Below are 24141 nucleotides of genomic sequence, written 5' to 3' on the forward strand. Positions count from 1 at the left end.
CACTGGCCTTCCATTCGGTTATTGCAGCATTTTAACTGTGATGGCCTCACCCTTTTGCTGCTTTTTAATTAATCTTTTAGTGCGGTCAATAACATCACCCACTAATTGCCCGCAAGCGGCATCAATATCATCACCGCGCGTCTTACGTACCATAACAGTAAAACCGTATTCTTGTAAGACCTTGTTAAAGCGATCAATCCGTGAATTACTGGAACGTTTATAAGGCGAACCAGGGTAAGGATTAAATGGTATTAGATTAACCTTAGCAGGCGTATCTTTCAATGCCTTAGCTAATTCGTGGGCTTGCTCCATGCTATCATTGATCCCTTCAAGCATCACATACTCAACCGTGACTTTATCATTCGCTTTCGAATGCTCAATGTAGCGACGCGATGCGGCCAAAAACTCTTCCATTGGGTATTTTTTGTTTACTGGCACTAACTCATCCCGAAGAGCATTATTTGGCGCATGTAAAGAGATTGCCAAGGCCACATCTATTTTTTCGCGTAACAGATCCAATGCAGGTACTACGCCTGAAGTACTTAATGTCACCCGACGCTTGGATAAACCAAAGCCAAAGTCTTCCATCATCAGTTCCATCGCTGGTACAACGTTGTTGAGATTAAGTAGCGGCTCGCCCATCCCCATCATTACTACGTTGGTTACTGGCTTTTCGCCAGTATCACCAAAACTACCGATAATTTGTGACACACGCCATACCTGACCAATAATCTCTGAGACGCTAAGGTTACGGTTAAAACCTTGTTGTGCAGTAGAGCAGAATGAGCAATCTAGTGCACAACCTACCTGCGAAGAGACGCAAAGGGTGCGGCGATCTTTTTCTGGGATCCACACGGTTTCAACTTCCTGACCGCCCGCTAACGCCATAACAAATTTAATAGTGCCATCAGCACTATCTTGGCGAGTCGCTATAACAGGCGCTTTAATCTCACAGCGACTTTTTAATAATTCACGTAATTTTTTATTGATATTCGTCATCTTGTCGAAATCATCGACACAGTAGTGGTAAATCCACTTCATCACCTGATCGGCACGGAATGGCTTTTCGCCCAGACTGACGAAAAACTCCTGCATCTGTGTACGGGTCAGATCCAGTAAATTAACTAACACGGTGGAACTGCTCATTCCCATATACTCCAACTAACCAATATCAATAACCAACTATAGCAGTCAAAATGACGACCGCTTGTAATACAACTGCACGGATGTAAAGAAGGGGGCTATTGCCCCCTTAGTCGTTACACTGTCAGTTGCAAATTAACGTGTGCGGCTGCACAGCTCTGCATCAGTGAAGAAGTAGGCGATTTCACGCGCAGCAGAAGCAGCAGCATCTGAACCGTGCACGGCATTCTCATCAATGCTGTCAGCGAAATCAGCACGTAAAGTACCCGCTAAGGCATCTTTCGGGTTAGTTGCACCCATGATTTCACGATTTTTACGTACTGCATCTTCACCTTCTAACACCTGAACAACAACAGGGCCAGATGTCATGAAAGACACTAAGGCGTTGAAGAAAGGACGCTCTTTGTGTTCAGCGTAGAAGCCTTCTGCCTGTTCACGGCTTAAGTGCACCATTTTGGCAGCAACAATACGTAAACCTGCAGCTTCGAAACGGCTGTAGATAGCACCGATCAGGTTTTTTGCTACAGCATCAGGCTTGATAATTGAAAAAGTACGTTCTAAGGCCATGTCAGGCTCCTGTAAATTTAAAGAGTTAAAAATTTGGGCGGCAAATTATACGCTAAAATTTGCAAAAAACCTAATGGCCTTCACTGACCATATTGACCGTATATTTTGGAATTTCGACCACCAAATCTTCATCAGCAATCCGAGCCTGACAGCCTAAACGCGATTCAGGTTCTAAACCCCAGGCTTTATCTAGCATATCCTCTTCTAGCTCGTCGCTTTCATTTAACGAATAGAAGCCCTCACGTACAATGACATGGCAAGTAGTACAGGCGCAGGATTTCTCACAAGCATGTTCTATTGCAATGCCATTACGTAATGCCACGTCTAGCACGGTTTCGCCACTTTTTGCTTCCAAAGCTGCCCCTTCCGGACACAATTCTGCATGGGGTAAAAAGACTATTTGTGGCATGATTTAAACCTCATCGACCTTATGACCTTGCAACGCCAAACGAATGGACTTATCCATCCGCCGCGAAGCAAACTCATCTGTTAACTGATTAGTATGTTCAATAGCGGCTTTAATAGCAGCCGTATCATCTTGTTGTTTTACGGTATTAAGTACACTGAGTGATTGGCGAATTTCAGTAAGTTCAGCCTCGTTTAGTAAGGCGGCATCCGCAGCAAGTGCCGCCGTTACTGCCTCTAACACCCGCTCAGCTTCTACCTGCTGCTCTCGCAATAAGCGCAGCTGCATATCCTGCCGGGCATGTTGCATCGACCCGCTGATCATGGCAGCGACTTGCTCATCACTTAAACCATATGAAGGTTTTACCTGAATACTGGCTTGCACCCCTGTAGACTTTTCTTCCGCACTGACACTGAGTAAGCCGTCGGCATCAACCTGAAAAGTCACTCGAATATGGGCTCCGCCCGCAGGCATGGGCGGAATACCACGTAATTCAAAACGCGCCAGTGAGCGACAATCCTCGACTAATTCGCGCTCACCTTGTACCACATGAATGGCCATAGCCGTTTGACCATCTTTAAAAGTGGTAAACTCCTGAGCGCGGGCAACCGGAATAACCGTGTTACGTGGAATAATTTTTTCAGTCAAACCGCCCATGGTTTCAATACCCAAGGAGAGCGGGATAACATCTAACAATAAAGTTTCATGTTCCGCTTTATTACCCACCAGCACATTCGCCTGAATAGCCGCACCAAGTGCAACCACTTTATCAGGGTCGATAGAAGTCAAAGGCTCTGTCGCAAAAAACTCTGCCACTAACTGTCGTACTAAGGGTACGCGTGTTGAGCCACCCACCATAACGACTTTTAAAACATCGTCGATGGTTAAGTCGGCATCGCGCAAGGTTTGTCGACAAGCGCGAATAGTTTGCTTAACCAGCGATGTAATCAACTCAGAGAATTCACTCCGACTTATCACGCCACTGACTAGGGTATCTTCTGCCGTAAATTCGTATCGCGTTTCTTCAGCGTCAGTCAGACGTTCTTTAATAGCGCGCGCTTGCTGCTGATACAAGCGACGGGCACTTGCCGATAAGCTTTGCTGGCCACTGCGCTGTTGCAGTAATGTCACTAAAGCCTGATCGAAATCATCACCACCTAGCGCAGAATCGCCCCCAGTGGCTAAGACTTCAAACACGCCACGACGCAGACGTAAAATCGAAATATCGAAAGTACCACCACCTAAATCGTAAACGGCAATAATACCTTCTTGACCAGAATCTAAACCATAGGCTAAAGCAGCCGCCGTAGGTTCATTTAATAAACGCAGTACGGTTAAGCCAGCTAACTTCGCGGCATCTTTTGTTGCTTGGCGCTGAGCATCATCAAAATAAGCAGGAACGGTAATCACTACGCCATTTAACTCGCCACCTAAGGTTTCGCTGGCCGTATTGGCCAAGGTGGCTAAAATTTCCGCAGAGACTTCCACCGGGTTTTTAACCCCTTGGACTGTGTCAATAGCAACCAAGCTAGCTTGCTCTACAAAGCGGTAAGGTAATTCCTTAGCAAGGGCCAGTGTCTCTTGGTAGCCTTTGCCCATCAATCGCTTAACCGAGACTATGGTATTTTCAGCATCTTCTACCGCCGCGGCTTGTGCTGCGCTACCGACTTGAACACCAGTGCTGGTATAACGAACAACCGAGGGCACCATGTCCTCCCCTAACGCATTGCTTAGGGTTTTTGCTTCGCCGCTGCGAACGGTGGCAACCAATGAATTCGTCGTGCCAAGATCGATGCCGGCAGCGAGTCTATGTTGATGCGGTGCCGCGCTTTGGCCCGGCTCTGCGATTTGAAGTAACGCCATAGTGAAATTAGTCTTGTAATTGCTGTTCAATTAACTCCAGCTCGTGCTGCAGTTTATAGAAAAATTTTAATTTACGTACCAGTTCTGCAGCCAGTTGGTCGTGCTCAGCAGTACGTGCAGAGAGCGCTTCATTTAGTTGGTTTTGTAATAATTTGCGTTGTGTTGACAGATAGTGCTCAATATCTGCAATTGCCTGCTCAGGATCATCTTGCTCATGTACATCAGCAAGTTGCTCACGTAACGCCATTTGTTGCATGAGAAAAGCCGGCTCAGTAAAACTACGCTGTTCATTACTGATTTTTAAACCACGTAACGCAAGTAAATGCTCAGCCCGCAACAAGGGTTGTTTCAGGCTGTGATAAGCATCATTTATATTGGCAGTTTGTTGTACAGATAACAACCGGTCGCGCTCTGAGGCAGCGGCAAAATTATCTGGGTGAAAGCGTTTTTGTAGCGCCAGATAACGCGAACCTAGCTCGGTTAAATCTAGCGCAAATTGTTCTGGCAAATCAAACAGCTGAAAGTAATTCATACTACCTCAGAGCCTGCCTTAGACAGTAAAGCTTTCGCCACAGCCGCATTCGCCATTTACGTTAGGATTGCTAAATTGAAAGCCTTCATTTAAGCCTTCTTTTACAAAATCTAACTGTGTGCCATCGATATAAACCAGACTTTTGCCATCTACGATTAATTTCAAACCTTGATCTTCAAAGATTTGATCATCATCGTTTAATTCATCGACAAATTCCAACACATAAGCAAGGCCAGAGCAGCCAGTGGTTTTTACACCAACCCGCAATCCAACTCCCTTGCCGCGGTTTTGCAGAAAACTTCTTACCCGCTCGGCCGCTGCCGTTGTCATCGAAATGGCCATCTGGCATTAGCTCCCTTGCTTCTGTTTATAATCAGCAATAGCGGCTTTAATCGCATCTTCAGCTAAAATTGAACAGTGGATTTTCACCGGTGGCAAGGCTAACTCTTGGGCAATATCCGTATTTTTGATTTGCTGAGCTTCGTCTAACGTTTTGCCTTTAACCCATTCTGTCACTAGCGAGCTTGATGCGATAGCACTGCCGCAACCATAGGTTTTAAACTTAGCATCTTCGATAATGCCTTGTTCATTGACTTTAATTTGCAACTTCATTACGTCACCGCAAGCAGGTGCACCGACCATACCGGTTGCTACGCTCGGGTCGTCTTTCGCAAAAGAACCTACATTGCGTGGATTTTCGTAGTGATCAATAACTTTATTGCTGTATGCCATGATAGTTACCTCTTTAGTGGCGATAGCGCCTGAACTTAGTGCGCCACCCAGGCCACAGTGTTTAAATCTATACCGTCTTTGTACATATCCCAAAGGGGTGACATCGCACGAAGCTTACTAATCGCTTCGTGTACAATTTTAATCGTATGGTCAACCTGCTCTTCAGTCGTAAAACGGCCGATACTAAAACGGATTGAACTGTGCGCTAACTCATCTGACAGGCCTAAAGCACGAAGTACATAAGACGGCTCTAAACTGGCAGAGGTACAAGCTGAACCTGATGAAACGGCGATATCTTTTAACGCCATAATCAGTGACTCACCTTCAACGTAGTTAAAACTGACATTAGTGATACCAGGCACGCGCTGCTTTGCATCACCATTTAAAAAGACTTGCTCAATATCTTTGATACCGTTCCACAGACGATCGCGTAACACGGTGATCCGCGCATGTTCAGCAGCCATTTCTTCTTTAGCGATACGGAAAGACTCGCCCATGGCGACAATTTGGTGCGTCGCTAACGTGCCTGAACGCATACCACGTTCATGACCACCGCCGTGTGTTTGCGCTTCTAAACGGATCCGCGGCTTACGACGTACAAATAACGCACCAACACCTTTGGGACCATAGGTTTTATGACCAGAAAAAGACATCAGGTCGACTTTTAATGTTTGCAGATCAATCGCTACTTTACCGGTAGCCTGTGCTGCATCTACGTGAAAAATAATGCCTTTGCTGCGGCATAACTCACCAATCGCAGCAATATCTTGCACCACACCAATTTCGTTATTAACAAACATGATGCTAACCACGGTGGTATCTGGACGCATGGCTTGTTCTAACTTGGTTAAATCGACCAAGCCATTAGCTTCCACGTCAAGATAAGTAACCTCAAACCCTTCACGCTCTAGCTGACGCATAGTATCCAGCACCGCTTTGTGTTCGGTTTTGATGGTGATCAGATGTTTGCCTTTTTTGTGATAAAATTCAGCAGCACCTTTAATCGCAAGATTGTTTGATTCAGTTGCACCAGACGTAAAAACAATTTCACGCGGATCAGCGTTAACTAATTCGGCAATTTGGCTACGAGCAATTTCTACCGCTTCTTCGGCCTGCCAACCAAAACGATGCGAACGCGACGCAGGGTTGCCAAATTGGCCATCCATGGTCAAAAACTCCATCATTTTTTCCGCAACCCGCGGATCAACCGGGGTTGTTGCAGCATAGTCTAAATATATTGGTAGCTTCATTATTGGCTCCGTATTGCACTTACAGCTGGCAGCTGACTTCGATATCAGTTGCGGGATTTTTGATTTTACGGCTTTGTTGCAGGGCGGTTTGCCGTACTTCTTCCTGCTTTACCAACTCTTCTAATGAGATATTGGTGAGAAAATCTTCAATGCGATGACTCAGATTGCTCCATAAGGTATGAGTAAGACAGCGCATCCCGCCATGGCAATCTGATTTACCCTGACAGCGGGTAGCATCTACCGATTCATCTACTGCCGCAATAACGGCTGAAATAGAGATATCTGACGCTGCCAGACCTAGCTGGTAACCGCCACCTGGTCCGCGGACACTGCTAACCAAACCTTGCTTACGTAACCGGGCAAATAATTGTTCCAGATAGGACAACGAAATACCTTGCCGTTCAGATATGTCAGCCAAAGGCACAGGGCCCTGAACAGCATGTAGCGCCACATCGAGCATCGCAGTTACCGCATAACGGCCTTTGGAGGTTAATCGCATAATAGGCTCCTTTCCAGAATACGGCCTATTGTACATTCCTGACTATTTTAGTCAAGTATTAAGCCTAGTAAAATAGTCAGGTATTCGCCTACTAAATAGCGGGATCGAACTCATCCACCTCTTTGCGACGCTGCTCTGCTGCACGCTGCTCCGCATCACGAAAATCAACTTCATTTATGTTTACGGTGGGAACTTGATCACAGACGTTCCCTCCTAAAGAATTTACGCTGTGACAAAGCTCTGCCACTTTGTTATCAAGAATATGAATATGATCTAGCAAGCTGCCAATGGCATTGGCAACAGGATCTGGGTTGTCCGCAGACACCGCATAGGCATCGAAACCATACTTTTTAGCCAAATTTTGTCGCTGTTCTGAAACATCGGCATTCGCCTTAGCAACCACTCGACCGGGAATACCGACCACAGTAGCGCCAGCAGGTACATTCTTCACCACAACCGCATTAGAACCAATTCGGGCATTTTGACCCACATTTAACGGCCCTAACACCTTAGCACCGGCACCTATCACCACGCCGTTTTCCAATGTAGGATGTCGCTTGCCTGGATTCCAGCTGGTACCCCCTAAAGTCACCCCGTGGTAAAGCGTACAATCATCGCCAATTTCAGCCGTTTCTCCAATGACGACACCCATGCCATGATCAATGAAAAAACGCCGGCCGATTTTTGCACCTGGATGAATCTCGACTCCGGTTAACCAGCGACCAAGCGTACTTAACCAACGTGCCAACCAACGCCATTCCGCTCGCCATAATCGATGACTGACTCGATGCAACCAGATTGCATGAAGTCCCGGATAAGTGGTGAGGACTTCAAATGCACTGCGGGCGGCAGGATCTCGGTCAAATACACTTTGAATATCTTCTTTGATGCCTGAGAACATGCTAAGGCTCCTTAACTGCAATTACTTTTTCGTCGACTTTTGGTCAACTTTTTCTAGACGCTGCATTGAGGTCAAAATACCACGCAAAATATTGTATTCGACATCATCAGGGCGGGCTCGGGTAAACAACCGTTTTAACTTAGTCATCACCACACCGGGGTGCTGCTTAATAATAAATCCGGTATGACTCAGGGCTTCTTCCAAATGCTGGTAGAAGTTTTCCATTTGTTGTGCGCTGGGATAAACGGTGGGATCACCTACCTGAACGGCAGATTCCTCTTGTGAGATGAGGGCAGCCATGCGCACTTCATAACAAAGAATTTGTACTGCCATCGCTAAATTCAAGGAAGTATATTCAGGATTAGCATCAATACAAACGTGATATTGGCACATTTGTAGTTCTTCATTCGTCAAACCACTACTTTCACGGCCGAATACCAAAGCGACTGGCGCTTGCTCCGCTTCTTGCAAAGCTTTAAAACCACATTCTCGAGGCGTGAGCATCGGCCAACGCATTGTACGCGAGCGCGCACTACTGCCAACAACTAAGGCACAATCAGCAACCGCCTGAGCTAAATTATCGTAAACCTTTGCCTTAGCGAGAATATCACTGGCACCTGCAGATAAGGCATAGGCCTGACCATCAGGCTCAGTTTTAGGCGCAACCAAGCACAACTGTGACAAGCCCATGGTTTTCATTGCTCTGGCAACGGATCCAATATTACCGGTATGAGTAGTGCCCACCAGCACTACTTTGATCTGTTCTAAGCGATTTGTCTGCTCTGACATGGTTTAACCCAAGCTAAAAAATTGCGACATTCTATCATAAGGCTACGGCATTGTAGATCGAAATTTAGCAGTCTAGCCACCCAAAAAGCCAAAGATAGTACAATGAACAGGCGATAAAAGGCGCTGCAATTCGTTGCTTGCTTTGCTAAACTAGCCGCACCCTTTGCAAGGAGTTACCTACTATGTTTCGATTCAGCCGTATTTTCACCCTGACCGCTTTATTAGTTAGTACAACAGCAACTGCCAATACTGCCCTAGAGCAAGCCGTTAACAATCCATTACGCACAGCCGAATTTACTCAACGAGATCAATACCGTAACCCTGTAGCAACGCTAAATTTCTTTGAAGTGACGCCACAAAGCACCGTCGTTGAGATTTCGCCGGGAGCGGGCTGGTATACCGAGATATTAGCCCCTATGCTAGCAGCTGACGGCCTTTACTATGCCGCACATTTTCCAGCAACAGCCACTGGTTTTGGACAGCGTAGCAGAGCCGCATTTATGGAAAAACTTGCTGCTAATCCGCAGTACAGTAAAGTACAAGTCACTGAATTTGCACCAACGCCAGGCATTAGCATTGCACCTGCAGGTTCTGCAGATGTGGTGCTAACTTTCCGTAACTTACATAATTGGTATATGGCGGGTGGCGAAGACGCCTTGTTAACCGCGTTCAGTCACTTTTATACTGCATTAAAGCCGGGGGGTGTGCTTGGTATAGTTGAACATCGACTCCCAGAAGCGAAATTAAGCAGTGACTGGAGCCGTTCGGGCTATATGCCACAAAGTTTGACCATCAAACTGGCAGAAAAAGCCAGTTTTACTTTTGAAAGTAGCAGCGAGATTAACGCTAATCCGAAAGATACTGCTGATCATCCGTCTGGTGTTTGGACTCTGCCCCCTAGCCTGCGTTTAGGGGAGCAAGATAGAGAAAAGTATCTCGCCATCGGTGAGAGCGACCGCATGACTTTAAAATTTCGTAAACCTTTAAACTAACCAACTGAACGGAACAACTGATGAAAGTAATGGTAATAGGTGGCGGTGGCCGCGAACATGCTTTAGCTTGGAAGGCGGCACAATCACCACTAGTCACTCAGGTCTTTGTCGCACCAGGGAATGCCGGTACAGCGCGAGAGTCAGCTTTACACAATGTTGCTATAGCCGCGGATGATGTAGATGCGCTGTTGGCTTTTGCCATTGAGCAACAATTGGACTTAACCATTGTTGGTCCAGAAGCCCCTTTAGCTAAAGGCGTTGTCGATAAATTTCGCGCTGCAGGCTTAGCAATTTTTGGCCCAACACAGGCGGCTGCACAGTTAGAAAGTTCAAAAGCCTTTGCTAAGGATTTTTTAGCACGACACAAGATCCCTACTGCCGCTTATCAAAACTTTACCGAAATTGCACCAGCAAAAGACTATGTAAAACGTCTTGGTACTCCTATCGTTATTAAAGCTGATGGTTTAGCCGCAGGTAAAGGCGTCATTATTGCGCAAACAGAAGCGGAAGCCTTTGCTGCCATTGACGATATGTTAGCTGGCAACAAATTTGGCAATGCCGGTAGTCGTGTTGTGATCGAAGAATTTCTGGTTGGTGAGGAAGCCTCTTTCATTGTAATGGTTGATGGTGTTAATGCCTTAGCGTTTGCCTCTTCGCAAGATCACAAAGCGCGTGATAATGCTGATAAAGGACCTAATACCGGTGGCATGGGTGCTTATTCTCCCGCCCCAGTAGTAACACCGCAGGTGCACCAGTGGGTTATGGATAACGTTATTTATCCAACCGTAAAGGGCATGGCAGCTGAAGGTAATGTCTACACCGGCTTTTTATATGCAGGCTTAATGATTGCTCCCGATGGCTCGGCTAAAGTACTTGAGTTTAATTGTCGGTTTGGCGATCCAGAAACGCAGCCTATTATGTTGCGACTGGAATCAGACTTAGTGCTGCTTTGCCAAAATGCGGTAAATGGAAAACTCGATCAAACCGAGATTCATTTTACGCCTCAAGCCGCAGTAGGTGTAGTTATGGCTGCAGGCGGCTATCCTGATGCCTATGCCAAAGGTTTAACGATTCATGGATTGGATACGCCTGCTGCGCCAGGATCAAAAGTCTTTCATGCTGGGACGGAGCTTAATGGTGAGACGGTAGTAACCAATGGCGGTCGAGTACTTTGCGCCACTGCTTTGGGGGACAACGTTACAGCGGCACAGCAAGCTGCTTATCAGTTAGTCTCACAAATCAGCTGGGATCAGGTTTACTACCGAACAGATATTGGTTACCGAGCTATAGCAAGGGAACAACAGCCATAAAGCACATGGCTTAATTTTGCATATAAAGGTGCCACGGCACCTTTTTTTAGCCTTGCCCTTTACCTAATTTAACTGTTATCGGAAAAACTATGCGTACTTTAGTATTAATACTCACTCTAATGCTCTTAACCGCTTGTCAGCAAGCGCCAGCCAACTGCGAGCAAAGCTCCCACACCATTGCCCAAATTCAAGGGAGTGCAGAAATAAGCAACTATCTTGGTCAACAAGTGACCTTGCAAGGTGTCGTACTGAACCAAGTATACCCTGATGGGCCCCTATCTGGTTTAATGTTGCAAAGTCTATCATCGGATAGCGATCCTGCCACTGCAGAGGGAATCTTTGTAGTCGTTGCCGACCCTATGCAATATGAACGAGGGCAGATTTTAGTTGTATCTGGTACAGTCGCTGAAGTTGATCAACTAACCAGTATCATTGATGCGCAAGTATTGAGTCTCTGTGGCAACAAAACCCTCAGCCCACAAACTGTCAACCTGCCTTTAGAAGCTAATTTAAGCTGGGAGGCTTATGAGGGCATGTGGATTCGTTTCGAACAGCCGCTAGTAGTAGCAGATACCTATCAGCTTGGGCGTTATGGCGAAATACTAATAGCGAATACTCGACTAATGGTGCCAACGCAAATCGTTGCACCAGGCAGCCAAGCCAGGCAATTAGCAGAACAACAAGAGCGACAAGCCATCCTACTAGATGATGGTCTTTGGCAACAGAACCCAGACCCTCTACCCTACCCAACTACCGGTTTGACGGCAGAAAGCAGCTTACGGGTAGGTGATCAAGTTTTACAAGTTGCCGGCATTGTCCACCAAGATGAGCGAGGCTATCGTTTACTGCCTACCACGCAACCGCATTTCGTCAGTGTAAACCTGCGCCCAGCGAAGCCTGCCAGCACGGCAGCAAATGAGCTACGGATTGCTAGCTACAATGTACTCAACTTTTTTAACGGACATGGTCAAGACAAACCTTTTCCAACACGGCGTGGAGCGAGAACACCAGAAGAATTAACATTACAGCAAGCCAAGTTGGTTCAAGCACTCCTGGCAATGGATGCTGATATTATTGGCTTACTGGAGCTAGAGAATAATGGCTACGATAACAATGGCGCTATCGCGACCTTATTGGCCGCGTTGAACGAGCAAAGTCCCGAGCCTTATCAAATGGTGATCACTGCCGAAACACCAGGCAGTGATGCCATCAAGGTAGGTATTTTTTATCGCAGTAATCGGGTTAGCGCTATTGGTAAGGCAGCCACCAAAACAGATGCACCTTTTACACGCTTACATCGCCCCCCAATGGCGCAAAGTTTCCGTCATATCTCTTCCGGTACTGAGTTTACTTTTGCTGTGAATCACTTCAAATCTAAAGGTGGCTGTCCCCGTAGTGGCGCGGTTGACTATGCAATACAAAAAGATCAGGGTGATGGTCAAGCCTGTTGGAATCAGGCTCGGGTTGAAGCTGCTATGGCATTACAACAGTGGCTACAAACCCTGCCAACGGGAATAAACACTGAACATAGCGTTATTGTGGGAGATTTTAATGCCTATAGAATGGAAGATCCTATCCGTTACTTTGAACAACAAGGTTGGCACTACTTGACTGACGGCAAGGTAGATTCCTATTCCTTTGTATTTCGAGGCAGATCAGGTTCTTTAGACCACATGTTAGCCAGTCCAAAACTCGCAGAGAAACTGAGTGAATTGATACATTGGCCTATCAATGCTGATGAACCTGTTATTCTGGATTATAGCTTACGCTTTAAACCTGCTAGTCTATTGCCACTTTTGAATGTGGCAACACCCTATCGTTCATCGGACCATGATCCGATCATCGCTACATTTGCTTTTTAATTCAGTTGTTGCAGCGCCATTAGCATTATGCTGATGGCTGCTGCCATCGAGCCTAGCCAAATCAAACTGCGTGCTGTAGCCCAATCGAGCCAATAACAAACCAAATAGCCAAGACGACAAACAATAAAAGTCCAACTCGCAACCAACATTGCTTGACTAACGGTACCTACCGCAATAACGAAAATGCAAGCCGTGGCAAACACGAGTAAGGCTTCAAAACTATTGTAGTGTGCTGCATTACAGCGCTGGCCAAAATCAGTCAGGCTCGCTTGCTGACGTCTTGGGTAGTGGTTGTCGTAACCGCCGGCACGATGCATAGCAACAACTAAAGGAAGCTTGGCTAAATAAGGTAGCAATACTGCAATAAACAGTGTCAGCAAAAGATCTGACATACTTTTCTCCGTTAAAGTAATGTATCCATTTTAGTTTTACTCGAACAGTAAGATTCGGATCAACTCTGTATTGGGATAATAGTTGCGTCAATGTGAGAATTTCCGATATGGTAAGCTTATCTCAACATAAAGGCAGCCCTTATGTCTCATCAAAATCCTATTATCGCTGTAACAGGCTCATCCGGTGCCGGCACTACCACAACAAGTAATGCCTTTAAACATATCTTCCGCACCTTGGGTATCGATGCAGCTTTTGTCGAAGGGGATTGCTTTCATCGTTTTAGTCGTCCAGAGATGGATCTCGCCATTCGTAAAGCGAAAGAAGAAGGACGCTACATCAGTTATTTTGGACCAGAAGCAAACGATTTTGGCACCTTAGAGAATTTTTTTGCCAGTTATGCAGCAACAGGTACGGGTAGAATAAGACATTATTTGCATACCTTTGATGAAGCGGTACCCTATAATCAACTACCAGGGACTTTTACGCCTTGGCAAGATTTACGCCCTAATACTGATTTACTGTTTTATGAAGGCTTACATGGTGGCGCAGTGACCGAGCAGCACAACGTGGCACAACACGTAGACTTGCTAATTGGGATGGTGCCTATTGTGAACTTGGAATGGATCCAAAAAATTATTCGGGATACTTCAGAACGCGGACACAGTCGTGAGGCAGTACAAGCCAGCATAGTTCGGAGTATGGAAGATTACTTTAATCACATTACGCCGCAATTTTCTCGTACTCATATCAACTTTCAGCGCGTACCTACTGTCGACACCTCCAATCCTTTTAGTGCTAAAGATATTCCTTCATTAGATGAAAGCTTTGTCGTGATCCGTTTTCGGGGAATCAAGCATGTTGACTTTCCCTATTATTTACAGATGATTGATGGATCTTTTATGTCTCGGGTAAATACATTGGTAGTGCCTGGCGGCAAAATGGGCTTGGCGATGGAATTGATCTTAACGCCGTTGATCGAAGCCTTAATGCATAAACGACAACAAGCACGACGTGCTGCACCTTAAAGCCCTTGTAAAAAAGGCCTGATATCAGGCCTTTTTAGAAAACATAGTGTTTATTTTATTTCCGGCAAGTTACGGCCATAAAAGATTTCACGGATTTCACGGAACACCTTTTTACTAATCGTTTTTTGCTCTTCTGCTGTCATGGACTCAGCTCCCATGCCAAAAAGATAATTATTTAAATCACCCTCTTTAAGCATCATTTTGGTATGGAATAAGTTTTCTTGATAGACATTTACATCAATCATCTGAAACGCTTTCTTCGTATCGTCATCCATAAAGTTCTGAATAGAGGTAATGGGATGATCGATATAGTGTTTAGTACCACTAATGTCGCGGGTAAAACCTCGCACGCGATAGTCGATAGTGACTACATCAGATTCAAAACTATGAATCAAAAAATTAAGTGCCTTTAACGGTGAAATAATGCCACAGGTTGATACTTCAATATCAGCACGGAAGGTACAGATCCCATCATGTGGATGTACCTCTGGATAGGTATGAACACAAATATGACTTTTATCCAAATGCGCAACAACAGCTTCGGGTAGCGGTCCTGGATTTTCGGTGTTATCCGGATCAACCAATACAGGTTCTTCGCTGACTAAAATCGTTACACTTGCACCTTGTGGATCATAATCCTGACGGGCAATATTCAGCACATTGGCACCAATGATATCCACTACCTCGGTCAGAATATCGGTAAGACGATCAGCGTTATATTGTTCGTCAATGTACTCAATGTATTCCTGACGATGTTGTTCGGTTTTAGCATAACAAATATCATAAATGCTAAAACTTAAACTTTTAGTCAGATTATTAAACCCGTGTAGTTTCAGTTTTTCAAAAGGCTTAACCAATTTCTTTGCTCTCCGCTAACGACGCACTATCACGCCGCAGTTAACTTTCAGCCCGACCAGCAGACACTAAACTCATTCAGCTTCTTTAATGCTGAAGGAATGCGTTACCTTAACGCTCTGAGATAACATAATGGAAACTGAGCAATATTTCTCAGCAGACAGATTTACCGCACGCTCTACTTGTTTTTCACTTAAGCCAGTACCTGTTACCACAAAGTGTAAATGCACTTTAGTAAAGACCTTTGGCACGCTTTCAGCGCGTTCGGCAGATAATTCGACTTCACATCCTAAGATATGCTGACGCGCTTTTTGCAAAATACCCACCACATCAACAGAGGAACAGGCACCCGCCGACATTAACAGCATTTCCATTGGCGTAGGGGCGTTATTGGTTTCACGATTTGCATCGAAAACTACAGCATGACCACTGCCAGAATAACCAATAAAGGTTAAGTCTTTTGCCCAACTTACTTTCGCTTCCACTATGAGTTCCTAGCTTAAAAATAAGGCTGGGTATTTTACGTAAAACTCCTACAAGAGACCAGTAAAATCGGCAAGTTTAACATAAAGCCCATACGAGATTGAGGGATTAATCGAACAAGGCAGCAATAGCCGTATCAAATAAATTTTTGATCAATAATGAGATTTCTGTGATGAGCTCTTGCTGATGTTCAGTTGCGGGCTTATCCAGCACGGATGATAGGATTTCCTGAAAGTCATACATAATACCGTCAATTTCGCGAATAATCAGTGAACGATGATTCACTTCTAATTCTGAATGTTGCCGACATAAAGTAATAATTTGCTCTGCAATTTTTTCTTCTAACAAAGCACCTATTGTTTTCGCATCGGCAGTTGCAGGTCCTGTTGCGGTAAATAAGGCCAAATGTTCTGTAAGAAACTGGATCAGATGTTCGTAACCGGGCTTATCGATAACCATAAAATACCTGCATAAGTGAAAATGCTGCTAGCTACTAACAGCTTACATCAGTAATAGGCAAACATACGTTATTTAAGCAAAATATTTGTACGAAAACAAATCGGCGCCGCAGCGCCGATTTTTTAGAACCGTAATCCTGGTGATAGTTGCTCAGGCATCACAACCTGATCTAACTCAACCGAAGCAACCGGATAAGCACAGTAATCTGCCGCATAATAGGCACTAGCACGATGATTACCACTTTTACCTATGCCACCAAAAGGTGCGGCTGAACTGGCACCCGTAATAGGTCGGTTCCAATTAACAATACCCGCACGGATATGTTTGTAAAAGTGCTGATATAACTCATGGCTGTCACTCAGTAAACCTGCTGACAAACCAAAACTGGTGTTGTTAGCAGCGGCAATGGCAGCATCAAAATCAGTAAAACGAAACACTTTTAATAAAGGCCCAAAATGTTCTTCATCTGGGAAATCTGTTACTTCAGAGCAGTCAAGGATCCCGGGGGTGACTATCGCTTTATCAGCATAAGGTTGAGTAAGCTCAAGTAATACCTTTGCGCCTAAATCGATAAGTTGCTGCTGTGCTGCTAACATCCCTTTAGCGGCTGCCACTGAAATCATCGACCCCATAAACGGCTGTGGCTCAGCATCATATTCGCCCACTTGAATTTGACGACTTACCTCAAGTAACCGGGCCAGAATGGCATCACCCGCAGCATCTGCTGGCAAATATAGCTTGCGAGCACAGGTACAACGCTGCCCAGAGGTAATAAACGCGGATTGAATGATATCGTGTACCGCCGCATCAATATTCGCCACATCTTTAACTAATAGCGGGTTATTGCCCCCCATTTCCAGCGCTAGAATTTTTTCCGGCCGGCCCGCAAATTGCTGATGCAAGTAATGTCCGGTGCGCGAGCTACCTGTGAAAAATAAGCCATCAATACCATCATGACTGGCTAGCGCTTTACCTGTCTCAACCTCCCCTTGCACCAAATTGATGACGCCAGCAGGAATACCCGCTTGCTGCCACAGTTTGATGGTGAACTCGGCAACCTTAGGGGTTAACTCTGAAGGTTTAAACACCACTGTGTTCCCCGCTAACAAAGCAGGAACAATGTGGCCATTTGGCAAGTGACCTGGGAAGTTATAAGGGCCAAACACAGCGACAACACCATGCGGCTTGTGTCTTAAAAAAGCACGACCCTGTGGCATCGGGTTTTCTTTTTCGCCAGTTCGCTCTTCATAAGCGCGCACGGAAATATCAATTTTACCCACCATAGCCGCGACTTCCGTCCGGCTTTCCCATAAGGCTTTACCAGTATCTTCAGCAATGCACTGGGCTAATTGTTCTTTGTGGTTATTTAGCTGTTCAGCAAAACGTTTAACGTGTGCAACCCGCTCAGCAAAACTTAAATACGCCCAGCTTAATTGGGCTTGCCGAGCCGCGGCGATAGCCAAAGCGACTTGTGCGGCACTTGCCGCCTGACCTTGCCATACTGTTTGATTCTTTGCCGGATCAATAGAGTGAAAGAGTTGACCTTCACCTGCCAGCCATTGACCATTAATAAACTGTACTGCTTGGCTCATCTGTAACTCCTATTTTAAATTTTGCTTATTCGCACCCAGTCACCGGCACTCACTTGCAGTACGGTTGCCAAGGCAGCACTTAGAGTGATTTCATCACTGTGCGCCTCAGGTGCGAGATCAGCCCAACTTGCTCTAAAGTCAGGCAGCTTAGTGTTGCTAATCAAATAAGGCTCTGCTGATTCAGACACTTGACCAATCTTAACTCGCAAACGTTTGCTCTCACGAATGGTTCTAATGTGTGAAGTCCGCGCCTCAACGGTTGGACCGCCATCAAAAATATCGACATAACCACGACAAGAAAAACCTTCTGATTCCAGCAAAGCCAGAGCAGGACGGGTTTGTTCATGCACTTTACCAATAACCTGTTGCGCCGCCTCGCTGAGTAAGCTGACATAAATAGGGTATTTCGGCATTAACTCGGCAATAAAGACCTTTTGGCCAATCCCCGTTAAGTAGTCTGCGGTGGGAAAGTCGACTGAAAAGAAATGCTCTTGCAACCATTGCCAAAAAGGTGAGTTACCTTGCACATCTGAGACGCCTCTTAACTCGGCAATGACTTTGTCGGAAAACCGCTCGGCAAATTCTGCCAGAAATAAGAAACGCATTTTCGATAACAAACGACCATTAAATTTCTGCCGAAATGGCGGTCGCAAGAACAAGGTACAGAGTTCACTAACTCCAGTATAATCGTTGCACAAAGTGAGAATATCGACCGTTTTATAAACGCCAAGCGATCGTGAACTGTGTACCACCTTTCCTAAATGATAGTGATAAAAAGCATCATCCAACCCGACGGCCGCCTCGAGTGCACTGGTGCCGCAGACCTGCCCCGTGGTGGTATCTTCCAGAACAAATAAATAACCTTCATCGCCTGGGGTCTGGGTTACTTTACTAAATGAAACTTCAGAACGGCTGATTTTTCGCATCAGCAGCTCTTCGTTGACCGGCAAGGAAGTAAAGCCATGTCCTGACTCTACTGCCATTTGATACAGCGCCGGGTAATCACTCGCGCAAATCGGGCGAATTACCATCATGGTCGCTTACTCCATTTTTGCTTTATATTTTGCAGTTTCCTGCTTGCTTCATTTCTTATGATAACGGGGTAGTGTTAGCTACCCCCTGCCTACGGTCTTAGCGCCGCCTTTGTGGCAAATGATTAACTGGCAACGACTTGTTTTACAGCCGCGGCAAAACGTTTCATCCCTTCACGGATCTCTTCTTCGGTAATAACCAAAGAGGGCGCAAAACGAACCACATCAACACCCGCAACGAGTGCAAATAAGCCATGGTCTGCAGCCGCTAAGAAAAACTCACGTGAACGGCCTTTATAGGTGTCGTTAAGCACTGCACCTAACAGCATCCCCTTACCACGTACTTCTTTGAACACCTGATATTGCGCGTTAATCTCTTGCAAGCACTCTCTAAAAACTTGCTCATTTTTCAGAACACCATTAAGCACTTCTGGCGTATTGATTGTATCAATCGCTGCCTCAGCAACAGCACAAGCCAGTGGATTACCACCATAAGTACTGCCGTGTGTTCCTACCTTCAGATGAGCAGCAATGGCAGTTGTGGTCAGCATAGCGCCCACTGGGAAACCGCCGCCTAAAGATTTCGCTGACGTTAAAATATCCGGCGTAACACCGCTGTTCATGTAATCGTATAGCTTGCCAGTACGACCAACGCCCGTTTGCACTTCATCAAATACTAACAAAGCATTGTGTTCATCACATAGGGTTCTTAAGCCTTGTAAAAAAGCATAATCACCCGGAATAATGCCGCCTTCACCTTGAATTGGCTCAACCACAATGGCGCAAGTTTTATCGGAAATAATTGCTTTAACACTGTCTAAATTATTATATTCAGCGTGTAATACGGCACCTGGCTTAGGTCCAAAGCCATCGGAGTAAGAGGCTTGGCCACCCACCGTTACAGTGAAAAAGGTACGACCATGGAAGCTTTTGGCAAAAGAAATAATTTCATTCTTGTGTTCGCCATGCGTATCTAACGCCCAACGACGTGCCAATTTAAAAGCAGCTTCATTCGCTTCGGCGCCAGAGTTACAAAAATACACTTTATCAGCAAACGTCTGATCGACCAGTTTTTTGGCTAAACGTAACGCTGGCTCATTAGTCAGAACGTTACTTAAATGCCAAAGCTTATCCGCTTGGGCTTTCAAAGCATTAACTAAAGCAGGGTGGCAATGTCCTAAACTACTTACTGCAATACCACCAGCAAAATCAATATATTCGCGACCTTCTTGATCCCAAACCCGAGATCCCTGACCTTTTACAGGGATTAATTGAGCAGGGGCATAATTAGGTACCATTACTTCATCAAACAGCGCTCTGGTTACCTGAGTTTCAGCAGTCATGTTGTTCTATCCTCTTATTGCTGGTAGTAGGGTAATGCATTACCACGCTTGTGGTCATTAATACGCATTATTGCAGATTTAAATCACTATGTCTTGTGTTGCAAAGCAGCGCAAAGCCACAAATAGCAAGGGCTGCAGATAGATTTGCAACATAAATGCATAGATAGCCGCAAATAAGGAAAGTGTTAGGGTAATCGATCGGCTGCCAGTTCAGAGCAAGTCTGAGCTGGCAATGAAAGAGGGCAAAAACTAAAAAGCTTATTCAGTCAACGCTAAAAAATTCGCCAACATGGTCTGACCACATTCAGTCAGGATGGCTTCGGGGTGAAATTGCACGCCATGCAGCTGCATTTCAGGTACAGCAAGCCCCATAATATCTTGCCAGCCGTCAGACTCTGGCGCCGTTTTCGCCGTGATGACCACCTGCTTAGGTAAGGTTGTCGCGTCCACCACTAGCGAGTGATAACGTGTCACACTTAGGGGTGAAGGCAGCCCTTTAAACACAGACTGGTTTTGGTGCACGATATCAGAGTTTTTACCATGCATAACCTGCCTAGCTCTGACCACTTTTGCGCCAAGAACTTGCGCTATCGCTTGGTGCCCCAAACAAACGCCCAGAATCGGCAGCTTGCCAGCAAAAGCCGCGATAGCGGCCAAGCTAATGCCCGCTTCATCGGGTGTACCCGGTCCTGGTGAAATCACCAGATACTTAGGTGCCAGTTGCGTGATTTGCGTGAGCGTCAATTCGTCATTACGCTTTACCATAACTTGCTGACCTAGTTCAGCAAAGTATTGCACCAGATTCCAAGTAAAAGAGTCGTAATTATCGATCATCAACAGCATTATGATGCCCCGATAAAGCGCCTAACGTTAAGGCGCAACAAAACCAACTGCCTGATTAACCTTAGCTAGCGTCACAGCAGCATGCTCACGCGCTTTAAGCGCTCCGGCCCGCATAACCTGTTGCATTAACGATTGATCAGCACGGATTTCTTTGAATTTAAGCTGCACAGGCTCAAGCAAGCTAATCACCGCATCGGCTACATCGGTTTTCAGATGGCCATACATTTTGCCTTCGTACTCTGCCACCAAGCCATCAACCGTCTTACCTGTGACACCACTTAAAATATTCAATAGGTTGGCTACGCCAGGCTTGTTGTCTTGATCAAAATAAACCCGCGGCGGATCTTCAGAATCCGTCATTGCTTTTTTGAATTTTTTACTGATCACTTTCGGATCTTCAAGCAAGCCAACAAAATTCCAAGGATTATCATCCGATTTTGACATTTTCTTGGTAGGCTCTTGCAAACTCATGACCCGAGCAGCCACCTGAGGAATAAAAGGTTCTGGAATGGTAAAGACTTCACCATGTAAGGCGTTAAAGCGCGCTGCAACATCCCTAGCAAGCTCCAAGTGTTGTTTTTGATCATGACCAACTGGGACCTGATTGGCTTGATAAAGCAGAATATCTGCCGCCATTAACACGGGGTAAGTGAATAAGCCAGCATTCACATTATTGTTATGACGCTCTGATTTGTCTTTAAATTGGGTCATGCGGCCAAGCTCACCAAATTGCGTATAGCAATTTAGCACCCAGGCCAGCTGACTGTGCTCTGGCACATGTGATTGCATAAAAACGGCTGAACGCTGCGGATCGATACCACATGCCAAGTAAAGCGCCAAACTATCCAAAGAAGCGCTTCGTAGGGCTTCTGGCTCCTGACGCACCGTAATAGCATGCAAATCAACAATACAATAAAGACAATTATAGTCGTCTTGCATTTGATCCCATTGGCGCAAAGCACCAAGATAATTACCAATTGTCAGTTGTCCAGACGGCTGAGCGCCACTAAGTACAATGGGTTTACTACTCATGCTGTATCAAATCCTGTTGCAGTTACAAAATACTTTGCGAACATTATACCTGTTACCAGCTGAAACGCAGCAAAAAGCCGCTAGTTGCTGACTTTCGCTAAATTGGCGCGCATAGCAGCTATGGTTTGCGCATAATCAGCACTATTGAAAATAGCGGAGCCTGCAACAAACATATCCGCCCCAGCCGCTGCAATTTCTGCAATATTATCGACCGTTACACCGCCATCTATTTCCAAACGAATGGGTAAACCACTTTGTTTAATCATGGCTTTAGCTTGTGCTAACTTGTCCAAGGTCGCAGGAATAAACTTTTGGCCACCAAAGCCTGGATTTACCGACATCAGTAGCACTACATCAATCTTATCCAGTACATAATCCAAGTAGGTTAATGGTGTTGCAGGATTAAAGACTAACCCAGCCTGACAGCCTTGCTCTTTAATTAGCTGTAGCGTGCGATCAACATGCTTAGACGCTTCCGGGTGAAATGTAATAATACTGGCGCCGGCTTTAGCAAATTGCGGTACTAACGCATCTACCGGTTCAACCATCAAGTGCACATCAATGGGCGCAGTAATACCATAATTTCTGAGGGCCTGACATACCATGGGGCCAATCGTTAAGTTAGGCACATAGTGGTTATCCATCACATCGAAGTGCACCACATCAGCACCTGCTGCGAGGACTTTGCTGACATCCTCACCTAAACGCGCGAAATCAGCCGATAAAATTGAGGGAGCAATTAAATAAGGTTGCATGGGCATCTCCTTGAAAAAGCAAACTGTACTGAATTCTTATCTAAAATGCACCTGCCTGCAGTCACACGACTGCACAGAAAACAGGCAAAATTGCACCATCAAGTTGCACCGCAGTCATTGTCACAAGACGGAAATAAACTTAAAGCTATGTTTTTATTAAAAATAACTTACTGGCACATATCTTGGAAATAGTTACATCGAAACTAATCTAAGGGGAAGCATAAAAAATGAAATTAGCAAAAACACTCTCAGTTGTAACTTGTAGCAGTTTACTCTTTACCTTAAGCGCCTTAAGTTCTAAAGCTGAGGCTGTAGAAGTCAGCGGTGATCTGACCTTTGTTTCTGATTATGCGTTCCGTGGTATTTCTCAGACTGATGAAGCAGCAGCCATTCAAGGTGGTTTAACTTTAGCGGGTGACTCTGGGTTTTACTTGTCGGTTTGGGGCTCAAGCGTGGATTTTGGTGGTCAAGGTACGCTTGAATTAGATGTGTTATTTGGTTGGAGCGGTGATATCGCAGAAGACTGGTCTGCCGATGTGGGCATCATGCGTTATGGCTATCCCAATACAGAAATTGCCGGTTCAAATTTTTGGGAACTCTATGGCTCGGTATCTTATAAAGATATCACACTAGGTTTAAATTATAGTGATGATTTTTACGCCAATACGGGTACCTATTATTATATCTACGCCGGCTACAGCTTGGCCCTAACCGAACAACTTAGTGTAGATTTTCATATCGGTCAGAACGAATTTAGCGATGATAGCTCAGCCAGTTATTTAGACTATGGCGTTACACTGAGCACAGAAGTATTAGGTTTAGGCTTATCACTGGCTTATATCGATACTGATATTAAAGAATGTACGCTTTGTGATAGCCGCGTTATTTTTGGCGTTTCTAAGGGGTTTTAAGCGAGTAGCAACACTATAATGTAATTCCTCCACGCCAGACACAACGCTTAATATATAATCAGCTTGTGTCTGGTGACATTATGTACTATCATCATCGCCAAGCAACACGTTAACAGGAATTAACATGAAACTTAACAAAACTGGCAAACCTCTGCTTTGTACAGCCGGCGTATTGTTAGCTTTTGCTGTTTGGCAGATGGAGAGCAGCCAACACTGCGTCAGCTCAGAAACTGAGAACTGTACGGCTTTACAACGTAGCTGGGGTAGCTGGCTCTCTGGCGATAGCCGTTCGGCGCAATTTCATTTCGTCGACTTTTTAGAACTGGTAACTCGTTTGCTGCCAACTAGCAGCAAAAACTAACTCTTTTGCTGATGAGTGGTCACAAAGCATCACTATTGCAAATTGCCAAAGCCGTACTAGGTGCTTTTATTGGTGTGCAATCAGAGCAACAGCGTCTCAAAGACTTTCAAAGTACTAGTGCTTTGCCTTATATCGTGACAGCCTTAGTATTCGCCCTAGTTTTTATCGGTATTCTTATATTAATCGTATCACTCGTACTCAGTTAATCCTGA

At 45.4% G+C, this 24141-nt stretch carries 28 protein-coding genes; 7 read left to right on the forward strand and 21 right to left on the reverse strand.

Annotated elements, in window-relative coordinates; translation table 11 throughout:
• Positions 1-18 precede the first annotated feature (18 nt).
• From ACO1PK_RS04210 to trmJ, 11 genes are all read right to left on the reverse strand, one after another.
• Positions 19-1146 carry a bifunctional tRNA (adenosine(37)-C2)-methyltransferase TrmG/ribosomal RNA large subunit methyltransferase RlmN gene (locus ACO1PK_RS04210; RefSeq protein WP_423187423.1) on the reverse strand — a complete coding sequence of 376 codons (1128 nt, stop codon included), beginning with the start codon at positions 1144-1146 and terminating at the stop codon, positions 19-21.
• 132 nt (positions 1147-1278) lie between these two features.
• Entirely contained in the window at positions 1279-1710 is a 432-nt protein-coding gene (gene ndk / locus ACO1PK_RS04215; protein ID WP_423187424.1) for a nucleoside-diphosphate kinase, read from the reverse strand.
• Positions 1711-1780: 70 nt separating this feature from the next.
• Complete coding sequence (gene fdx, locus ACO1PK_RS04220; RefSeq protein ID WP_423187425.1) at positions 1781-2119, reverse strand: ISC system 2Fe-2S type ferredoxin; 339 nt, start codon at positions 2117-2119, stop codon at positions 1781-1783.
• Between the two features lie 3 nt (positions 2120-2122).
• On the reverse strand, positions 2123-3979 hold the full coding sequence (gene hscA / locus ACO1PK_RS04225; RefSeq protein ID WP_423187426.1) for a Fe-S protein assembly chaperone HscA: 1857 nt from the start codon (positions 3977-3979) through the stop codon (positions 2123-2125).
• Between the two features lie 7 nt (positions 3980-3986).
• Positions 3987-4511, reverse strand: a complete 525-nt coding sequence (gene hscB / locus ACO1PK_RS04230) for a co-chaperone HscB (protein WP_423187427.1) — start codon at positions 4509-4511, stop codon at positions 3987-3989.
• 18 nt (positions 4512-4529) lie between these two features.
• Positions 4530-4853 carry an iron-sulfur cluster assembly protein IscA gene (iscA, locus tag ACO1PK_RS04235; RefSeq protein WP_423187428.1) on the reverse strand — a complete coding sequence of 108 codons (324 nt, stop codon included), beginning with the start codon at positions 4851-4853 and terminating at the stop codon, positions 4530-4532.
• Positions 4854-4859: 6 nt separating this feature from the next.
• Positions 4860-5243, reverse strand: coding sequence for a Fe-S cluster assembly scaffold IscU (gene iscU, locus ACO1PK_RS04240; RefSeq protein WP_423187429.1), 384 nt, complete (start codon positions 5241-5243; stop codon positions 4860-4862).
• 35 nt (positions 5244-5278) lie between these two features.
• Positions 5279-6493 (reverse strand): IscS subfamily cysteine desulfurase, encoded by a 1215-nt coding sequence (locus ACO1PK_RS04245; RefSeq protein WP_423187430.1) that lies wholly within the window; start codon positions 6491-6493, stop codon positions 5279-5281.
• A 19-nt stretch (positions 6494-6512) separates the two neighbouring features.
• Positions 6513-6992 carry a Fe-S cluster assembly transcriptional regulator IscR gene (iscR, locus tag ACO1PK_RS04250; protein WP_423187431.1) on the reverse strand — a complete coding sequence of 160 codons (480 nt, stop codon included), beginning with the start codon at positions 6990-6992 and terminating at the stop codon, positions 6513-6515.
• Positions 6993-7083: 91 nt separating this feature from the next.
• Positions 7084-7893 carry a serine O-acetyltransferase gene (cysE, locus tag ACO1PK_RS04255; RefSeq protein ID WP_423187432.1) on the reverse strand — a complete coding sequence of 270 codons (810 nt, stop codon included), beginning with the start codon at positions 7891-7893 and terminating at the stop codon, positions 7084-7086.
• Between the two features lie 21 nt (positions 7894-7914).
• A complete protein-coding gene (gene trmJ / locus ACO1PK_RS04260) occupies positions 7915-8682 on the reverse strand; it encodes a tRNA (cytosine(32)/uridine(32)-2'-O)-methyltransferase TrmJ (RefSeq protein ID WP_423187433.1) in 768 nt (255 codons plus the stop codon).
• Between the two features lie 182 nt (positions 8683-8864).
• Between trmJ and ACO1PK_RS04265 the strand changes: the two genes are divergently transcribed.
• The 3 genes from ACO1PK_RS04265 (at position 8865) to ACO1PK_RS04275 (ending at position 12846) form a co-directional block, all read left to right on the forward strand.
• Complete coding sequence (locus ACO1PK_RS04265) at positions 8865-9674, forward strand: class I SAM-dependent methyltransferase (protein WP_423187434.1); 810 nt, start codon at positions 8865-8867, stop codon at positions 9672-9674.
• A 20-nt stretch (positions 9675-9694) separates the two neighbouring features.
• Positions 9695-10984 carry a phosphoribosylamine--glycine ligase gene (purD, locus tag ACO1PK_RS04270; RefSeq protein WP_423187435.1) on the forward strand — a complete coding sequence of 430 codons (1290 nt, stop codon included), beginning with the start codon at positions 9695-9697 and terminating at the stop codon, positions 10982-10984.
• Positions 10985-11073: 89 nt separating this feature from the next.
• Complete coding sequence (locus tag ACO1PK_RS04275) at positions 11074-12846, forward strand: ExeM/NucH family extracellular endonuclease (protein ID WP_423187436.1); 1773 nt, start codon at positions 11074-11076, stop codon at positions 12844-12846.
• Here ACO1PK_RS04275 and ACO1PK_RS04280 read toward each other — a convergent pair.
• Positions 12843-13238, reverse strand: coding sequence for an MAPEG family protein (locus tag ACO1PK_RS04280; RefSeq protein ID WP_423187437.1), 396 nt, complete (start codon positions 13236-13238; stop codon positions 12843-12845). The genes ACO1PK_RS04275 and ACO1PK_RS04280 overlap by 4 nt on opposite strands.
• Positions 13239-13379: 141 nt before the next feature.
• Here ACO1PK_RS04280 and ACO1PK_RS04285 point away from each other — a divergent pair, with 141 nt between their 5' ends.
• Positions 13380-14264, forward strand: coding sequence for a phosphoribulokinase (locus ACO1PK_RS04285; RefSeq protein WP_423187438.1), 885 nt, complete (start codon positions 13380-13382; stop codon positions 14262-14264).
• Between the two features lie 50 nt (positions 14265-14314).
• Here ACO1PK_RS04285 and speD read toward each other — a convergent pair whose 3' ends face one another.
• From speD to rpe, 9 genes are all read right to left on the reverse strand, one after another.
• On the reverse strand, positions 14315-15121 hold the full coding sequence (speD, locus tag ACO1PK_RS04290; protein ID WP_423187439.1) for an adenosylmethionine decarboxylase: 807 nt from the start codon (positions 15119-15121) through the stop codon (positions 14315-14317).
• A 72-nt stretch (positions 15122-15193) separates the two neighbouring features.
• Positions 15194-15604 (reverse strand): OsmC family protein, encoded by a 411-nt coding sequence (locus tag ACO1PK_RS04295; RefSeq protein WP_423187440.1) that lies wholly within the window; start codon positions 15602-15604, stop codon positions 15194-15196.
• 106 nt (positions 15605-15710) lie between these two features.
• Positions 15711-16061 (reverse strand): DUF3802 family protein, encoded by a 351-nt coding sequence (locus ACO1PK_RS04300; protein ID WP_423187441.1) that lies wholly within the window; start codon positions 16059-16061, stop codon positions 15711-15713.
• Positions 16062-16183: 122 nt separating this feature from the next.
• Positions 16184-17653 carry a succinylglutamate-semialdehyde dehydrogenase gene (astD, locus tag ACO1PK_RS04305; protein ID WP_423187442.1) on the reverse strand — a complete coding sequence of 490 codons (1470 nt, stop codon included), beginning with the start codon at positions 17651-17653 and terminating at the stop codon, positions 16184-16186.
• Between the two features lie 14 nt (positions 17654-17667).
• On the reverse strand, positions 17668-18687 hold the full coding sequence (gene astA, locus ACO1PK_RS04310; protein ID WP_423187443.1) for an arginine N-succinyltransferase: 1020 nt from the start codon (positions 18685-18687) through the stop codon (positions 17668-17670).
• 122 nt (positions 18688-18809) lie between these two features.
• Positions 18810-20027 carry an aspartate aminotransferase family protein gene (locus ACO1PK_RS04315; protein WP_423187444.1) on the reverse strand — a complete coding sequence of 406 codons (1218 nt, stop codon included), beginning with the start codon at positions 20025-20027 and terminating at the stop codon, positions 18810-18812.
• A gap of 258 nt (positions 20028-20285) precedes the next feature.
• Positions 20286-20870 (reverse strand): anthranilate synthase component II, encoded by a 585-nt coding sequence (locus ACO1PK_RS04320; RefSeq protein WP_423187445.1) that lies wholly within the window; start codon positions 20868-20870, stop codon positions 20286-20288.
• 27 nt (positions 20871-20897) lie between these two features.
• Positions 20898-21902, reverse strand: coding sequence for a tryptophan--tRNA ligase (trpS, locus tag ACO1PK_RS04325; RefSeq protein ID WP_423187446.1), 1005 nt, complete (start codon positions 21900-21902; stop codon positions 20898-20900).
• An 80-nt stretch (positions 21903-21982) separates the two neighbouring features.
• On the reverse strand, positions 21983-22657 hold the full coding sequence (gene rpe / locus ACO1PK_RS04330; protein WP_423187447.1) for a ribulose-phosphate 3-epimerase: 675 nt from the start codon (positions 22655-22657) through the stop codon (positions 21983-21985).
• Between the two features lie 227 nt (positions 22658-22884).
• On the opposite strand from rpe, the gene ACO1PK_RS04335 reads away from it, so the two are divergent.
• From ACO1PK_RS04335 to ACO1PK_RS04345, 3 genes are all read left to right on the forward strand, one after another.
• On the forward strand, positions 22885-23568 hold the full coding sequence (locus tag ACO1PK_RS04335) for a TorF family putative porin (RefSeq protein WP_423187448.1): 684 nt from the start codon (positions 22885-22887) through the stop codon (positions 23566-23568).
• A 124-nt stretch (positions 23569-23692) separates the two neighbouring features.
• Positions 23693-23929 (forward strand): hypothetical protein, encoded by a 237-nt coding sequence (locus tag ACO1PK_RS04340; protein ID WP_423187449.1) that lies wholly within the window; start codon positions 23693-23695, stop codon positions 23927-23929.
• Positions 23930-23964: 35 nt separating this feature from the next.
• Positions 23965-24135: a DUF2970 domain-containing protein gene (locus ACO1PK_RS04345; protein WP_423187450.1), complete on the forward strand. Its 171-nt coding sequence runs from the start codon at positions 23965-23967 to the stop codon at positions 24133-24135.
• The last annotated feature ends 6 nt before the right edge of the window (positions 24136-24141 follow it).

Source organism: Alishewanella sp. d11, from assembly GCF_049390205.1.
Lineage (GTDB): Bacteria > Pseudomonadota > Gammaproteobacteria > Enterobacterales > Alteromonadaceae > Alishewanella.

Coding starts and splice junctions, on each gene's coding strand:
- ACO1PK_RS04210 (WP_423187423.1), bottom strand. CDS start 1,146: ATGAGCAGTTCCACCGTGTTAGTTAATTTACTGGATCTGACCCGTACA.
- ndk (WP_423187424.1), bottom strand. CDS start 1,710: ATGGCCTTAGAACGTACTTTTTCAATTATCAAGCCTGATGCTGTAGCA.
- fdx (WP_423187425.1), bottom strand. CDS start 2,119: ATGCCACAAATAGTCTTTTTACCCCATGCAGAATTGTGTCCGGAAGGG.
- hscA (WP_423187426.1), bottom strand. CDS start 3,979: ATGGCGTTACTTCAAATCGCAGAGCCGGGCCAAAGCGCGGCACCGCAT.
- hscB (WP_423187427.1), bottom strand. CDS start 4,511: ATGAATTACTTTCAGCTGTTTGATTTGCCAGAACAATTTGCGCTAGAT.
- iscA (WP_423187428.1), bottom strand. CDS start 4,853: ATGGCCATTTCGATGACAACGGCAGCGGCCGAGCGGGTAAGAAGTTTT.
- iscU (WP_423187429.1), bottom strand. CDS start 5,243: ATGGCATACAGCAATAAAGTTATTGATCACTACGAAAATCCACGCAAT.
- ACO1PK_RS04245 (WP_423187430.1), bottom strand. CDS start 6,493: ATGAAGCTACCAATATATTTAGACTATGCTGCAACAACCCCGGTTGAT.
- iscR (WP_423187431.1), bottom strand. CDS start 6,992: ATGCGATTAACCTCCAAAGGCCGTTATGCGGTAACTGCGATGCTCGAT.
- cysE (WP_423187432.1), bottom strand. CDS start 7,893: ATGTTCTCAGGCATCAAAGAAGATATTCAAAGTGTATTTGACCGAGAT.
- trmJ (WP_423187433.1), bottom strand. CDS start 8,682: ATGTCAGAGCAGACAAATCGCTTAGAACAGATCAAAGTAGTGCTGGTG.
- ACO1PK_RS04265 (WP_423187434.1), top strand. CDS start 8,865: ATGTTTCGATTCAGCCGTATTTTCACCCTGACCGCTTTATTAGTTAGT.
- purD (WP_423187435.1), top strand. CDS start 9,695: ATGAAAGTAATGGTAATAGGTGGCGGTGGCCGCGAACATGCTTTAGCT.
- ACO1PK_RS04275 (WP_423187436.1), top strand. CDS start 11,074: ATGCGTACTTTAGTATTAATACTCACTCTAATGCTCTTAACCGCTTGT.
- ACO1PK_RS04280 (WP_423187437.1), bottom strand. CDS start 13,238: ATGTCAGATCTTTTGCTGACACTGTTTATTGCAGTATTGCTACCTTAT.
- ACO1PK_RS04285 (WP_423187438.1), top strand. CDS start 13,380: ATGTCTCATCAAAATCCTATTATCGCTGTAACAGGCTCATCCGGTGCC.
- ACO1PK_RS04300 (WP_423187441.1), bottom strand. CDS start 16,061: ATGGTTATCGATAAGCCCGGTTACGAACATCTGATCCAGTTTCTTACA.
- astD (WP_423187442.1), bottom strand. CDS start 17,653: ATGAGCCAAGCAGTACAGTTTATTAATGGTCAATGGCTGGCAGGTGAA.
- astA (WP_423187443.1), bottom strand. CDS start 18,687: ATGATGGTAATTCGCCCGATTTGCGCGAGTGATTACCCGGCGCTGTAT.
- ACO1PK_RS04315 (WP_423187444.1), bottom strand. CDS start 20,027: ATGACTGCTGAAACTCAGGTAACCAGAGCGCTGTTTGATGAAGTAATG.
- ACO1PK_RS04320 (WP_423187445.1), bottom strand. CDS start 20,870: ATGCTGTTGATGATCGATAATTACGACTCTTTTACTTGGAATCTGGTG.
- trpS (WP_423187446.1), bottom strand. CDS start 21,902: ATGAGTAGTAAACCCATTGTACTTAGTGGCGCTCAGCCGTCTGGACAA.
- rpe (WP_423187447.1), bottom strand. CDS start 22,657: ATGCAACCTTATTTAATTGCTCCCTCAATTTTATCGGCTGATTTCGCG.
- ACO1PK_RS04335 (WP_423187448.1), top strand. CDS start 22,885: ATGAAATTAGCAAAAACACTCTCAGTTGTAACTTGTAGCAGTTTACTC.
- ACO1PK_RS04340 (WP_423187449.1), top strand. CDS start 23,693: ATGAAACTTAACAAAACTGGCAAACCTCTGCTTTGTACAGCCGGCGTA.